Source organism: Dethiosulfovibrio peptidovorans DSM 11002, from assembly GCF_000172975.1.
In the GTDB taxonomy this organism is placed as follows: domain Bacteria; phylum Synergistota; class Synergistia; order Synergistales; family Dethiosulfovibrionaceae; genus Dethiosulfovibrio; species Dethiosulfovibrio peptidovorans.
In genome coordinates this window covers 1787474-1800952 of sequence record NZ_ABTR02000001.1, presented here as the reverse complement: position 1 = coordinate 1800952, position 13479 = coordinate 1787474, and the positions used below count along the sequence as shown (strand labels likewise).

At 54.4% G+C, this 13479-nt stretch carries 17 protein-coding genes and 2 riboswitches; of the genes, 5 read left to right on the top strand and 12 right to left on the bottom strand.

The features are described from left to right. From hemB to DPEP_RS12855, 4 genes are read left to right on the top strand one after another with little or no spacing between them, the layout of a single operon-like run. Complete coding sequence (gene hemB / locus DPEP_RS08605) at window positions 1–999, top strand: porphobilinogen synthase (protein WP_005661329.1); 999 nt, start codon at window positions 1–3, stop codon at window positions 997–999. Beyond that, window positions 981–1598, top strand: coding sequence for a MotA/TolQ/ExbB proton channel family protein (locus DPEP_RS08600; protein WP_005661328.1), 618 nt, complete (start codon window positions 981–983; stop codon window positions 1596–1598). Before hemB ends, DPEP_RS08600 begins: the two co-directional genes overlap by 19 nt. Beyond that, window positions 1595–1975 carry an ExbD/TolR family protein gene (locus DPEP_RS08595; RefSeq protein WP_005661325.1) on the top strand — a complete coding sequence of 127 codons (381 nt, stop codon included), beginning with the start codon at window positions 1595–1597 and terminating at the stop codon, window positions 1973–1975. The genes DPEP_RS08600 and DPEP_RS08595 overlap by 4 nt, the downstream gene beginning before the upstream one ends. Continuing rightward, the gene (locus DPEP_RS12855; RefSeq protein WP_005661323.1) at window positions 1972–2802 is read left to right on the top strand and encodes an energy transducer TonB; all 831 of its coding nucleotides are present in this window, start codon (window positions 1972–1974) and stop codon (window positions 2800–2802) included. The genes DPEP_RS08595 and DPEP_RS12855 overlap by 4 nt, the downstream gene beginning before the upstream one ends. A gap of 286 nt (window positions 2803–3088) precedes the next feature. Here the strand turns inward: DPEP_RS12855 and DPEP_RS08585 are convergent, their stop codons facing one another. The 8 genes from DPEP_RS08585 to DPEP_RS08550 form a co-directional block, all read right to left on the bottom strand. Then, window positions 3089–3466, bottom strand: a complete 378-nt coding sequence (locus DPEP_RS08585) for a pyridoxamine 5'-phosphate oxidase family protein (RefSeq protein ID WP_005661321.1) — start codon at window positions 3464–3466, stop codon at window positions 3089–3091. Between the two features lie 69 nt (window positions 3467–3535). Then, the gene (locus tag DPEP_RS08580; RefSeq protein WP_241760470.1) at window positions 3536–4126 is read right to left on the bottom strand and encodes a methionine ABC transporter permease; all 591 of its coding nucleotides are present in this window, start codon (window positions 4124–4126) and stop codon (window positions 3536–3538) included. 31 nt (window positions 4127–4157) lie between these two features. Further along, on the bottom strand, window positions 4158–5219 hold the full coding sequence (locus DPEP_RS08575) for a methionine ABC transporter ATP-binding protein (protein WP_005661317.1): 1062 nt from the start codon (window positions 5217–5219) through the stop codon (window positions 4158–4160). 11 nt (window positions 5220–5230) lie between these two features. Next, a complete protein-coding gene (locus tag DPEP_RS08570; protein ID WP_005661316.1) occupies window positions 5231–6028 on the bottom strand; it encodes a MetQ/NlpA family ABC transporter substrate-binding protein in 798 nt (265 codons plus the stop codon). Window positions 6029–6327: 299 nt separating this feature from the next. Then, window positions 6328–6429: riboswitch (SAM riboswitch) on the bottom strand. A 65-nt stretch (window positions 6430–6494) separates the two neighbouring features. After that, entirely contained in the window at window positions 6495–6998 is a 504-nt protein-coding gene (locus tag DPEP_RS08565) for a hypothetical protein (RefSeq protein WP_005661314.1), read from the bottom strand. Between the two features lie 77 nt (window positions 6999–7075). After that, window positions 7076–8056, bottom strand: coding sequence for an ABC transporter ATP-binding protein (locus DPEP_RS08560; RefSeq protein ID WP_005661313.1), 981 nt, complete (start codon window positions 8054–8056; stop codon window positions 7076–7078). Further along, a complete protein-coding gene (locus tag DPEP_RS08555) occupies window positions 8053–9081 on the bottom strand; it encodes a FecCD family ABC transporter permease (RefSeq protein WP_050771316.1) in 1029 nt (342 codons plus the stop codon). The genes DPEP_RS08560 and DPEP_RS08555 overlap by 4 nt, the downstream gene beginning before the upstream one ends. Next, the gene (locus tag DPEP_RS08550; protein WP_198003063.1) at window positions 9050–10123 is read right to left on the bottom strand and encodes an ABC transporter substrate-binding protein; all 1074 of its coding nucleotides are present in this window, start codon (window positions 10121–10123) and stop codon (window positions 9050–9052) included. Before DPEP_RS08550 ends, DPEP_RS08555 begins: the two co-directional genes overlap by 32 nt. Window positions 10124–10366: 243 nt before the next feature. Continuing rightward, a riboswitch (cobalamin riboswitch) is annotated at window positions 10367–10484 on the bottom strand. Window positions 10485–10574: 90 nt separating this feature from the next. Here DPEP_RS08550 and DPEP_RS13310 point away from each other — a divergent pair. Then, window positions 10575–10730: a hypothetical protein gene (locus tag DPEP_RS13310; RefSeq protein ID WP_005661309.1), complete on the top strand. Its 156-nt coding sequence runs from the start codon at window positions 10575–10577 to the stop codon at window positions 10728–10730. On the opposite strand, the gene DPEP_RS08545 is transcribed toward DPEP_RS13310, so the two are convergent. The 4 genes from DPEP_RS08545 to DPEP_RS08530 all read right to left on the bottom strand — a co-directional run bounded on the left by DPEP_RS08545 (window position 10727) and on the right by DPEP_RS08530 (window position 13456). After that, on the bottom strand, window positions 10727–11197 hold the full coding sequence (locus DPEP_RS08545) for a hypothetical protein (RefSeq protein WP_005661307.1): 471 nt from the start codon (window positions 11195–11197) through the stop codon (window positions 10727–10729). The two genes, DPEP_RS13310 and DPEP_RS08545, sit on opposite strands and share 4 nt — an antisense overlap. Window positions 11198–11293: 96 nt before the next feature. Beyond that, window positions 11294–11515 carry a hypothetical protein gene (locus DPEP_RS08540; RefSeq protein WP_156775106.1) on the bottom strand — a complete coding sequence of 74 codons (222 nt, stop codon included), beginning with the start codon at window positions 11513–11515 and terminating at the stop codon, window positions 11294–11296. Between the two features lie 7 nt (window positions 11516–11522). Next, window positions 11523–12206: a class II aldolase/adducin family protein gene (locus DPEP_RS08535; protein ID WP_156775105.1), complete on the bottom strand. Its 684-nt coding sequence runs from the start codon at window positions 12204–12206 to the stop codon at window positions 11523–11525. A 44-nt stretch (window positions 12207–12250) separates the two neighbouring features. Then, window positions 12251–13456, bottom strand: a complete 1206-nt coding sequence (locus DPEP_RS08530; protein WP_005661301.1) for an MFS transporter — start codon at window positions 13454–13456, stop codon at window positions 12251–12253. Window positions 13457–13479: the final 23 nt, after the last annotated feature.

The following is a 13479-nucleotide window of genomic DNA, read 5'->3' as shown; positions in this document are numbered from 1 at the left end:
TTGAAGGAGATCAGATGCGGCTATCCCCACAACAGGCTAAGAAGACTGAGAGGCAACGGGGCGCTTGCCGACTCCGTCCGCGAGACCATCCTGAGACCTGAACACATGATGCTTCCCCTCTTCGTCGTCGAGGGGAAGGGGGTAAAGACCCCCATATCGTCTCTCCAAGGCGTCGACCATATCAGCGTCGACAGACTCTGCGAGGTAGTGGAACCAGCGATGGAGGCGGGCATAAAGAGGTTCCTTCTCTTCGGAATACCGGAAGAAAAGGACCCCAGGGGGACATCAGCCAGCGACGGAGAGGCTCCGGTCCAGAGAGCCGTCTCAGACATGTTGAAACGATACGGGGACTCTATTCTCGTAGCAACAGACGTATGTCTCTGCCAGTACACCGACCACGGCCACTGCGGCATATTGAGGGAAGATGGATCGGTGGACAACGACGCCACCCTCCGCAGGCTGGCCGAGACCGCCGTCAGTCACGCCAGAAGCGGAGCTCATATGGTAGCCCCGTCGGCCATGATGGACGGGCAGGTAGGAGCCATCAGAAACGCCCTGGACGAAACTGGTTTCACCGAAACGTCCATAATGGGATACTCGGCCAAGTTCCACTCCGCCTTCTACGGCCCCTTCAGGGAGGCCGCACACAGTGCTCCCGGCAAAGGCGACCGCTCCGGCTATCAGATGGATCCCGCAAACGGCAGAGAGGCCATCAGAGAGGCCCTTCAAGACGAGGAGGAAGGGGCGGATATACTGATGGTAAAGCCCTCTCTGCTCTACATGGACATGATATCCGAGATAAGAAAAAACTCTCTGCTCCCCATGGCTGCCTATATGGTAAGTGGAGAATACATGATGCTGCGACATGCCTCCGAGGCAGGGGCGCTGGACTGGAAGAAATCCATGCTGGAGGCCCACATGGCGCTTAGGCGGTCCGGAGCGGACATTGTAATAACCTACGGAGCGGTGGAGGTGGCACGATGGCTGAGTCGATCCTGAGCTTTCTGAATCTAGGCGGACCGGTGGTCTGGTGCATAGCCGGACTTTCGGTGATAGGCTTAGCCGTGGTATTGGAAAGAGCCTTCTTTTTCATGAACTCCTGGGAGAATCCGGAAAAGGTCGAACAGGCCCTATGCGAGCGACTTTACGAGGGAGATCCGGCGGGAGCCACGTCGCTCCTCCGGGAAAAGGACACCTCTCTGAGACGGCTTTTCCTGGCTGGTGTCAACCATTGGAAGACCGACGGAGACTCGCTCAAGATGCTGCTGGACGGCCAGATAAGGAGAGAGGTCTTCAGATGGAGCAAGGGGCTGTCCATCCTCTCCGCCGTCGCCAGAATAGCTCCCCTACTCGGGCTTCTGGGGACGGTCCTAGGCATGGTGGATATCTTCCAATCCCTCCCCGAGACAGATCAGGCCCCCATGGTGGCCCTGGCCGGTGGAATATGGAAGGCCCTGCTAACCACGGTGGCCGGGCTGGCTGTGGCTGTTCCGGCGGTTCTGTGCCACTCGCTCCTTAGCTCCAAGGTTGACGATATCGAGGAAACCCTCTCCAGAGGGGCAGACTTTATCCTCAGGGAAAAGATGATGAGACCGTGAAACGTCGTCCACAGGCGGACGTTGAGCTAACCCCTCTTATAGACGTCCTCTTCATACTCATCATATTCTTCGTTTTGACAGCGTCCTTCGTTCAAGGCCAGATTCCGGTGGACCTCCCGGACGGGAGGGGAAACCCGCCGGAGGAACAGGGAATAACCGTCACCATCTCTCACGACGGAACCATCTACTGGGACGACACTCCCGTCGAAAAAGACGATCTGATAATCATGGCCAAGGAAGCGATCGCCGCCGGGAGATCCCTGATACTCACCGCCGACCGTTCGATACCCTACGGAGACGTTGCGACCCTCCTCGACAGGATGAGAGAAAACGGCATAACCACCATAGGGCTCGGTCTCAAGGGAACCGAACCGTGAAAAGATGGATCGTCACTATCGCGGCTAGTCTGATCCTCCATGCAGGGCTGCTATTTCTTATACCGTGGGCTCCGAAGGAAAGCGACTCCATAGGAACCATATCGGTAAAATTGGTCAGGACACGGTCGAAAACCGAGTCGGCCGTGGGAGAAGACGGCGGGAGCGCCATGGCCGAGATTCCTACGGAAAGACCCAAGGCGGAAAAAGCTGCCCCTTTAAAACCAACTACATCCAAGGAAGTGGACCCCCCACACACAAAAGAAGACTCAAAGATAAAGACTCCAGAAAAACCTCAAAAAACCGTCGAAAAGACGAAACCGGTCGTAAAAAAAACACCTGTAGCCAAACCACGAAGGGAAAAGACAGAAAAGCCGAAGATAGAGGAAAAAAAAGACGGCCCCGAGAAGAAAGTCTCCCTACCTCCTCAAAAAGAGGACGAGAAAACTACAAAATCCGCGGGGCAAGCTCCTCCCGGCAAGGGTCAGAAAGAAGGGACGTCTCAGAAAGAAGGACCCCATAAAGGAGATGGAGAAGCTAAAAAACCGGCCGCTTCATCCAGAGGGGAGATACTGTCGGAACATGACGTGACCGTAAAACACAGAGAGATACCGGAATACCCCCTCATATCCAGGAAGAGAAAGGAACAGGGTACCGTCACGGTCTTGCTTTCGGTAAAAAAAGGCAGGGTGATCGATACCAGAATAGAGAAAAGCTCCGGAGCTCCAAGGTTAGACAAGGCCGCTCTTAAAGCCCTGAGGGATTGGCGTTTTTCCTCCGACCTCTCCGCCAAGGTCAGGATTCCCGTCCTGTTCAAGCTCACGAAATGAGTAAAAGCGATCGGCCCGGGCCGATCGCTTTTACTACAGAACACCTCTAAAAACTCGCGTCCGAGTTTCCTCGGAGAGGTCGTTTCGGCGAAGCCCGTTCGAGCCCGTATTTCCGACCTGTCGTCGTGTAGTACGAATGGGGCGACAGGACGTCGCCCCAAGCCGAGGGGGCACAGGACGTGCCCTCCGAGGCGGTCGTGCGAAACAGGCAGGTCGGGAATACGTTCGGGCGAGACAGGGCGGAGCCGAAACGACCTCTCCGAGGGATAGCGTTTTTAGAGATGCCCTAAAGGAGCTTCTCCGCCCCCGAGTAGACCTCCTCCACCTTCAAGGCCGCCGCGGCGTGTCCCGGATGTTTTTCGGGATTCCAGGTCTTCATATCGTCGAAGATCGGACCGTTGTCGTGATACTCGATCTTGCCCTTGACCTGAAAGGACTTGCCCGCTTTGGTTATGAAAAGCAGAGATCCTTTTCCGCCTTTGGAGATGTTCTTTCTGGTCTTGTCAAAATAGTTATCCGCGACGACCAGTGTCTCGTCGTCGAAGCGGCTCACGCAGGTGGCATAGATGGAGTTCGGAACTCCCTCTCCGTCTACGGTAGACAGTACGATCGCACCGTCCCTGTCGTCCCAGGCCTCGCAAACGTTCTTCGGAAGTTTAGCCATAAAACCCTCTCCCTTTCTTAGAATGGACGAACTTTCACCGTGTCATTATCCACCCAGAGGAGTTTTAATTCAAGACTTTCTGGCCTTTCCGGCCATACGATCTCCCAGGGCCTGACATAACTGGACCATGGCTATCAGTATGACCACCGTGGCGAACATTATATCCATCCGAAACCTCTGATATCCGTAGCGTATCGCCAGATCTCCCAGACCTCCCCCTCCTACCGCCCCAGCCATGGCCGAATATCCGATCAGGTTTATAACCGCCAGGGTAAGTCCCGATATAATGGCCGGCAGAGCCTCTGGCAGTAGCACTTTGCCTATTATCTGACGGGGAGTGGCCCCCATCGACTGGGCAGCCTCCACCACTCCTCTGTCGACCTCTTTCAACGCCCCCTCCACTATCCGCCCCACGAAGGGGATAGCCGCCACCGCCAGGGGGACTACGGCGGCGTTTATGCCTATGGATGTACCAACTATCATCCTGGTAACCGGTATGAGAAGTACCATCAATATGATGAACGGAGTGGACCTGGCTGCGTTCACCACAGCCGAAAGAACCCCGTTGACCTTCGGTCGCTCCAGTATCTCACCCTTGGCGGTGACGTGGAGGAACACCCCTAACGGTATTCCGCAGATAAAGGAAATGGTCGAGGACATTCCCACCATATAGAGAGTCTCAAGAAAAGAGTTAAACAGCACTCGCGACAGCTGAGCCCACATGGCCGATCACCTCCACTTTGAGATCCAGGGCGTTAAGATAGTCCAGAGCGGAGTCTCTCTCCCGTTCCTCCCCCGATAGATGAAGCACCAGAGTTCCGTAGGGAACCGACTGTATATGGTCTATCCTGGCGACCAAGATATTCACGTCCACGTCGAAACGACGGAGCATTCCGGAGATGACCGGTTCCGCCGCGGATGAGCCGAAGAACTGAAGCTGTACGACCGGTTCTCCCCCTGCGGGATCGTCCTCCAGGAAGTCCAATCCGGCGAAACTCTCCGGAAGCTCCACCCCCACGACCTCTCGTAACATCTCCTTGGTGGCACCTTTCTTCGGAGAGGTAAAAACATCGAGAACCGTTCCCCTCTCCACGATCCGTCCTCCCTCTATGACCGCAACGTGGGAGCAGACCTCCTTCACCACGTTCATCTCGTGGGTGATGAGGACGATGGTTAGACCGAGCTTTTCGTTGATCTCCCTGAGCAAGGCGAGCACCGACTTGGTCATCATGGGATCCAGGGCAGATGTAGCCTCGTCAGACAAGAGCACATCGGGGCGGTTGGCCAGGGCCCTGGCGATACCGACCCTCTGTTTCTGCCCTCCCGACAGCTGAGAGGGATATTGATCTCTCTTGTCCGCCAGTCCGACCAGATCAAGCAGCTCCTCCACTCTGACCTCTATATCGCCCTTACTCCATCCGTCCAACTCCAAAGGCAGAGCCACGTTGCCGAATATAGTTCGATTCGACAGGAGGTTGAAGGACTGAAAGATCATGCCTATCTTCTTTCTCGCCTCCCGAAGATCGCTTTCCCCCAGAGAGGTCAACTCCACGCCTCCCACCGTCACCCTGCCTGACGTAGGGCGCTCCAGCAGATTTATGCAGCGAACCAGGGTACTCTTTCCCGCTCCGCTCTGGCCTATTATTCCGAAAATGGAGCCCCTAGGAACGTGAAGATCCACCCCGTCCAGAGCCTTCAGAGACGATCCGTCAGCTTCGAAGACCTTGCCGACTTTTTCCAGAAGTATGGTCATCTCTCACGCCTCTACCAGGCCGGCACGAAGGAACCCTTAAATCGATCGAGAATGAACTTTCTGGTCTCATCGCTGTGATAGACCTCTATCAAAAGTTCGATCCTCCGATCGTCCCTGTTATCCTCCCTGGCAGCTATGATATTGGCGAAAGGAGAGGTCTCGGGATCCTCGAGAAGAATGGCATCCTCCAGGGGCGATAATCCCGCCTCCACTGCGTAATTGACGTTGACAGCTCCCATATCCACGTCGTCCAGGACCCTGGGAAGCTGAGGGGCCTCTATCTCTACGAATTTAATCCCCTTAGGATTTTCCACCACGTCCAGCACGGAAGCCCTGTAGCCCACTCCGTCGGCGAGCTTTATAAAACCCTTTTCCTCCAGCAAAGCCAAAGCTCTCCCTACGTTGGCCGGATCGTTGGGAACCGAGACCTTGGCCCCTTTCCTCAGATCATCCACGTCGTCTATCTTTTTGGAGTAGAATCCCATAGGACAGACCACCGTCTTTGCAACGGATACCAGACTATACCCTCTGTCTTGGTTCTGGGTATCCATGAAAAGCCCGTGCTGATAGGAGTTGGCATCCAGGTCTCCCTGGTCCAGGGCAGCATTGGGGGTTATATAATCGTTAAAGCTATAGACCTGGAGATCGATACCACGATCCTTCAAACGATCCTTCAGAAACTCCAGTATCTCGGCGTGAGGTCCGGCGGTAGCGCCGACCTTCAGGACCGAGAGATCCTCGGCGTTGGAACCGGACGCCACGAACAGAGAGAACAGAAAAACGAACAGATAAGCGATATATTTTTTCATCTCAGAACCTCCTGTGGATTTGTCTTGGTCTTTCCGAATCAAAAAACGATGAAACTCTCTACCCCTCCCTTCAAAAATAAAAAAACCGGGATCTCTCATACGGAGATCCCGGTAAGAAAAAACGGCTACGATCGATTAGCCGCCGTATTCTCCCTCAGGAGCCCCGCAGAGACAGCACATCATATCGCACATCATCATGTTGGAATCGCTGAGTCTCATAGGCGGGTTCTCCTCTCTAAAAAAATGGATACCTCTTCCGGCTTAGAGGAAGAGGCATCCATAAAAAGCGATAAAAGCCTCGACCATCTGCCAGGAATTCCTGCTGGATTTGGCACCGTCTCGCTATAGCGAAGGTTGCCGCGGCTTCGTAGGGCCAGTCCCTCCGCCGCTCTGGATGGTTCGATCTATTTTTAGGTTAATGATGTGCATTATATACGCCGCAGGAGCACACGTCAACGGTGAAAAATCATTCCCTTCTTAGAGGACATCTTTCATGAAATGGGCAACCTCGGCATAGAAAGGTGACCCTATCGGTTCCCTCTCCGATGGGGACTACCCCAATCCAGGAATAGGACGGGCTCAGCTGTCCGTCAGGAAGGACCGACGTTCCCAGTTTCTCCAGGGGCAATCCCTTTCCCAGATCCAGGTTCACCGATAGGTCCATATCCCCGGCGGATCCTGGAGTGTGAAAAGCCCCTACAGGGAGTCCCTTTCCCTCGCCCTCGGATCGGACTATCTCGAAAAATCGCTCCTGCCCCTTTCCCAATAAAGCTATCGTCATGGCCGCGGAAAAAGCTCCCTCCTCTTCAGCTATCCGGGAAAGTCCATCTCCGACCGTTCCGGCCCCTACCATAAGCGACGATACGCCGGGCCCCCATCCGCCCCGTCTTTCCACCAATTCCGGAGACAGATGGGCCCAGGCCAGAACGGGTTTGGCCAATCGGTAAAGTCTGTGAAGTCGATCATCCATGGAATCCGGCTCCTCCAAGTGCCACCTAGACAGAGCATCCTCCACTTCGCTACGGGAAAGGACGGCATCTAATGTCTCTATCGAGGACATCGCGAACTTTCCCTATCGCCGGACAGAACGTCTATCACCGAGTCCAGCCTTCCATGCTCGGAGACCGTCCCTTCGTTATCGACACGAAACAGGATATCTCCGTCATCGACCGACACGATAAGACGACAGCTGGAAGATCCCAAGGCAAAACCACCTCGTCTGAGTCCTCGGAGGACCCAATATGAGAGATGGTCCGGACAACTAAGCTCTACCGTTATGGAGGTATCGGGATAGTCGGGCTCCGGCCTTTCCAGAGGATCCCAGTCCCTAGGCTGGCCGTATGCATCTCCGAAGGCTCCTCGCAAGACCAGATCCTCCGGAGATCCCACCGATATTACTCCGTCGACTATCAAGATACATCTGTCCGACTGGGAAAGAGCCAGATCCAGGTCATGAAGCGAGAGCAACACAGAGATATCCCTCTCCGCAGCCAATCGTCTCAGTCTCCGAAGTACCTCTACCCTTCTGGGCTGGTCCAAAAAAGACGTCGGCTCGTCCAATATCAGGAGTGACGGATCCTGAGCCAAAGCCCTGGCTACGTGGACCCTCTGAAGCTCCCCATCACTGAGCTCCGTCAGCTGTCTGCCCGCCAACTCCATGGCCCCCATATCCTCCATTGCCCTGACGCATCTCTCTTCGTCACGCTCCCTGGAGAAACGCCCCTGTTCCACCAGCTCCAACGCGGTAATGCCCCAGGGCCTAGGTCTGTCGGAAAGGGCGGCTCCTACGATTCTGGCTCTCTTCAAAGGAGAGTAGGCCTCCAACGGAGCTCCGTCCAACAGAACGACACCGTCGAGAGATGGCTGAAGCCCCAGGAGAGTCCTCAGGGCCGTGGATTTACCCGATCCGTTGGGACCCAACAGAGAGACGACCTCTCCTCGAAAGAGGGAAAAATCCATCCCAGATACGACTGTCCTGTCCTTATATCCCACGGCCAACCCAATAGATTGAAGTATAGGATCTTTCATCGGTCTCCACCCCGAAAGACCACCCAGGCCACCACAGGCGCACCTATCAGCGAGGTCACCGAGTTCAGAGGAAGAGACGACGCTCCGCCTGGAAGTCTTGACAGCAGATCGGCGGCGACCGCCAAAGAGGCACCGCACAGAACGGTGACAGGAAGAAGCCGACCATGTCTGGCGCTACCGGAGATACCCCTGGCCATATGGGGAACGGCCACCCCCAGGAAGGCCACGGGACCACAAAACGCCGTGACCGTTCCGGCCAACAAAGCCGATATCAGTATCATCCTTCTCCTTATCCTGGGAACGTCTGCCCCTATGGTGGCGGCACACGTCTCTCCCAGCAAGAAGGCATCCCAAAGTCTGCTCCCCATGAAGGCCAAGACCAGCCCCAGGAACACGGAGAAGGCCATCCAGGGAATACGATCCCAGCCTATGCCGGAAAATGTCCCGAAACTCCAGGAGACGAATCCGTGAACCCGCTCCGAAGGCGCCCACTGTATCAACACGGAGACCACCGCGTTGACCGTGTATCCTATCATCAACCCCAGAATTAGCAAGGTGCCGCCTCTCTTTATCCTCTCGCCTATCAAGGCTACGAGCATCATCGTGATGAAGGCTCCGGCGAAGGAACAGCCGAGAAGACCCAAACGAGAGATCAGCCCGGCTCCAGGTGCGAGAAGCAAAGCCAGAGCGGCTCCCAGGCTGGCGCCGGAACTAACCCCTAGGACCGATGGACCGGCGAGACCGTTTCCGAAAAGGGTCTGCATGATCAACCCGGAGGAAGACAGAGCTGCTCCTGCCAGGATGGCCGAGACCACCCTAGGCAACCTCAGATCCAAGACTATGGTCTTCCAACTGCCGGAGACATCTCCGCCGGAGAAAATCGCCCAGATAGAGGAGACCGGAATTGATGCGGACCCCAGACAGAGACCAGCCAAAGCCACGATGATAAGTGCCATGGGAAGTAGTATCCAAGGCAAAAAGATACGAAGGGATCTACTGGAGCTTTCGGTAGTAGAACAGCTCATGATCCCTCATCTTTTCCGGATGGATTATGGATATGAGATCCGCAAGTATCATATCCGGTCTTACTATTCCGGACTGATAGTAATCGTTACCTCCCTCGGAGGTAACCCTGCGATCATTGTTGTAGATCTCCCCTTTTTCGAAGGGGGGGAAAGCCTCTATAGGAAGTCCCGATCTCTCTGCATCCTCAAGGCTCCGCCAGGAACCGCAGTTCAACCAGATGTCGCTGGATTCCGCCCTCACCAGGACCGCCTCCAGATCCATCGGAGCAGTGCCGGTTCCCTCTAAATCGTTCCAGAGAGATTTCGCCCCGGCCGCCCGGAACATCATGGACGGCCAGCTGTCCCTCCTGGGAACGTACCAGACCCCTCCGAAAGGAGCTCCCGAAAGGACCAACGGCCGGACTTGGGATTTATCGACCATACTCGCCAGCACTTCATATCTCCGGACCACTTTATCGAATATCTCGATGGCCTGCTCTTCCATGCCGACCAAAAGTCCGATAAACTTTATCCACTCCGCTCTGGCCAGAGGAGAGTCCTCCAGATACTCCGCCATGAACAGTACTGGCACGCCACAATTCCTTAAAAAATCGACGTCCCGACGCTCCTCGTCACCATAAAGATAGGTGATGAACCCATCGGGGGCCAACTCCAGCAGTCTTTCCCTATCCAGGGATCTGGACATACCTCCGTCGGATGCCACCTCTGGAAGCCCCATCTTTCTGACCGAATCGGAGTAGACATACTTGCCTCCCGCCAGCCCCACAAGCAGATCCAACGCCTCCAACGCATCAAGACACGCAACCGCCGGGGTAGTTCCCACGACGATACGATTAAGAGGAATATCTATCCTAGAGATTCCTTCCAGCGATGCGGAAGGCTTAGTTCCCTCCGGCACCAACAGGACGACCTCCGGTTCGGTCGCACCGTAGTAGGGACGATCCACGGTCACCATATAACACCCATCGACATTTTCCACCTTCAGGTTGGTGGCGTAATCCACCGTCATTCCACAGGAGGAAGAAACGCTTAGAAAAGACAAGAGACAAAAGACCAACATAGTCCGGACAGATCGATTAAAAATAAAGATCAAGAACACCACCTTGCTGAGTAAGTAATTCGATATAGGACGAGGAGGCGGCCTAAGGCCGCCTCCTGTCCTACACTAACCGCCTTGAAGACGGAGTATGGGGGCAAATAAAAAAAACGGCCCAAGGGCCGCCTTATTGGACAAAAAAACGATCATCTCCGCCCTCGAGGAGATACAATCGACGGTAGTTCCGTTCAGTATCCGGACTTGGATTCAACCTAGGAGACGCCTTTCCGACCGAAGTCAGAGGCGGTGTGTCTCCGTCGTCATCCTAACCGTAGCGGGGCTGTGCCGGATTTTCACCGGCTTCCTGAACGAACTTCCCTGCTATATTCCACGTTGAAATATACTCTAGGGGAAAGTAAAATGCAAGCCGTATATCGAAAATAAAGGGGGTGACGCTATGGCAGACGGGACCGAGAATTGGCGAAGCGAGGATTATTTCGACGGAGGAGACGATCCATTCCTTTTTCTGAGGGACGATGAGATCAGCAAAAGATCGAAAATATCTAGAGACGAAAAAAGAGAGAAGGGAACTCCCTCCTCTCGCAGAGATTAACAGCTGACTATGAAATCCGTAGGCGATGCATATACCTCGAAATCCGAGAGGTCCTTCTCCCTTACCAGATTCTCCACTTCCTCCTCGGACTGGACGCTGTATATTTCAAGATCCTCACCGGACGCGTCGACTACCAGGCACATGTACCCCTCTGCCAATCCTTCGCGATACATATCGTAGAAGATCTGCATATCTATAAGGTCGAGGAAAAACACGTCCCTATGGGGTATCTCTCCCTCCTCCAAGGCCATGGCTCTGACGTAGTCGTTGATCCTGGATTTAAGGACCTCTTCGTATCTCGGAAACACATCCAAGGATATAGGGCCTCCCTCAGGATCTTCCTCTATGGCTCCGATCTCCTTTCCGTCCAGGTAAAGGCTTCCACTGTAAAGGACCTCCTCACCTGGAAGGTCTTTCATGTCTCTGATCTCCACTCCGTTTATCTGTGCGTATCGAATATTCTCCATCCGATTGACACTTCCTCTCTTAATCCCTATGTTCATCGCAAAAAACGCGCTCGAGTAATTTTACTCTAAACCTCTGCGGTGCGCTACAGGAGAGGCCTAAAAGCGGCGAGGACCTTTTCCGCCTCGTCTGCCCTTGACGACATCTAAAAACCTGGGATCCCTGGCACAGCCCATCAAGAACCAAACGACGGCCCCTAACAATAGCAGAGGCAAAAGCATACCCAGTACGGACAGAAGACAGCCGACCAGAAAAAATAACGCCAGCCCCAAAAGCAACCAATAAAGGGGGGTCGGCAGAGAACTTATAAAACGATCCATACGGTATCTACCCCACAGAGGCATCGTGATCACCCTCTCCTCGGTCTTTTCTTATCTGGCCATAGGATTTAAAACGCTTCCTGGTCTCTAAAATATCCGCCCTCGACAACAATACGGGGTCTCCCGCTCCCTTGGCCAAGATAAACAGTCTCGCCACGTACTCGACGTTGAGTGCTACGGTGAAAGCGGCTTTTATCGTTTTTCCCAAAGCGATCTGACCGTGGTTGGCCATCAAGGCCGCGTCGGAATCCCCGATGGAATTCACCACGCTTTGGGCTAAATCGGAGGTCCCGTAGACGGCAAAAGGAGTCAGAGGGACTTTATCCCCTGCTACCGCTATCATGTAGTTTACGGGAGGCAGATCGATACCAAGGCAGGAGACTGCCGTGGCGTAATCGGAATGACAGTGCACGATGGCTCCGACGTCGGGCCGATGCCGATAAAGGGCTGAATGCAGCTGCCATTCGGAGGAGGGCTCTCTGTGATCCTCCTCAGGAAAAACTCCGTCCAGGGACATTATAACGACGTCTTTCGGAACGATCTTCTCGTAGCCTATCCCAGAGGGGCTTATCGCCATTAATCCCGACGAGGGCTCCAGGACGCTGAGGTTTCCCCCCGTACCGGTCGTGAGTTTTTCCTCCTGAATCATCCTGCCGTATCGAACCACTAACTCTCTTTTTTCCTCTAGCAACAAAGGAGTACCTCCTAATAAAAATCTGGACGGTTACCAAAGCGTCAACCAGATACGCATTCCTCTCTTCCGGAAGAGATGCCGACGGCTCTGAAAGGTCGATCTAGGATAAAAAACGACGACGCCGTCAAGAGGATGATTCCAATAGGAACGAACGGAGACGAAAGTATCCCGGCGTCCCTTATGTATCCGGCCAGAATAGGCCCGCTCATCATGCCCAGCCCAAAGGATATATTGAAAAAACCCATGGCCCTTCCCGTCCCGAAATCACGACCTCTGATAGCGGCCAGAGATGTTATGGAAGGAGCTCCTATGGCGGTTCCGATCCCGAAGACCAAAGCACCTAAAAGCAACGCAGGAAAGGAACGGAGCAACGGCATGGAGAACAACGTCACGGAGGAGAGAACCCCAGCCACCAGAACAAGACGGTTCTTGGGAAAACGATCGGCCAGACCTCCGGTGTATTTCTGAAAGAGGGACGTGGCGATCGATACCGTCGAAAGTATAACCCCTACTTTAACAAAAGATAGGTCCAATTCGGTGGCGATCAAAGGCAGAAACATCAACATTGAACCGCGCCCGAGAGCGGTCGAAAACCTATAGACATAGACCCTTCTCAAGACCGGGTCCTTCAGGAGAGCCGAATAGACGGAGAGATCTCCCCCCTTTCCGGACGGACTGACAGGCAACCCCTTGGGAAGCCAAAGAGCTATGCCCGTAAGGGCCACCAAGGTCATGGCGGTCATGACGAGAAAGGGCGCCTGCACCCCCAACCAATCGGTCAACAGACCGCTGATAAGGGGACCTGCGCCTATCCCAGCGAAAAGGGCCATCTGAAGGGAGCCAAAAAAAGCCCCTTCTTCCCCTTCTTCGCTCACGTCGGAACCGATAGACATGGCGACGGGAACCACGAACGCCGACCCGAGACCGTTGAAGAACCTTATAGCTACCAGATGCCAGGCGGATTCAACGAAAAGATAGGCTAGGGACGATATGGTATAGATAGAGAGCCCGAAGAGAATCAGGGTCTTTCTCTCCAGCCTGTCGGCCATTGACCCGGAGACGAGGGAGCAGAAAAGCCTCGACATGGAAAAAGCGCCAAACACCAGTCCCAGCAATGTGCCGCTGGCTCCCATCTGAACGGCGTAAAGAGGCAGTATGGGACTTATCACACCTACTCCCATCATGCAACAAAACAGTGAGAAAGAAAGCACCAGCAATACGTGATCTTTGGTTTCCCCATAACCCAAAAAAATACACCCCCTCGGTAAAA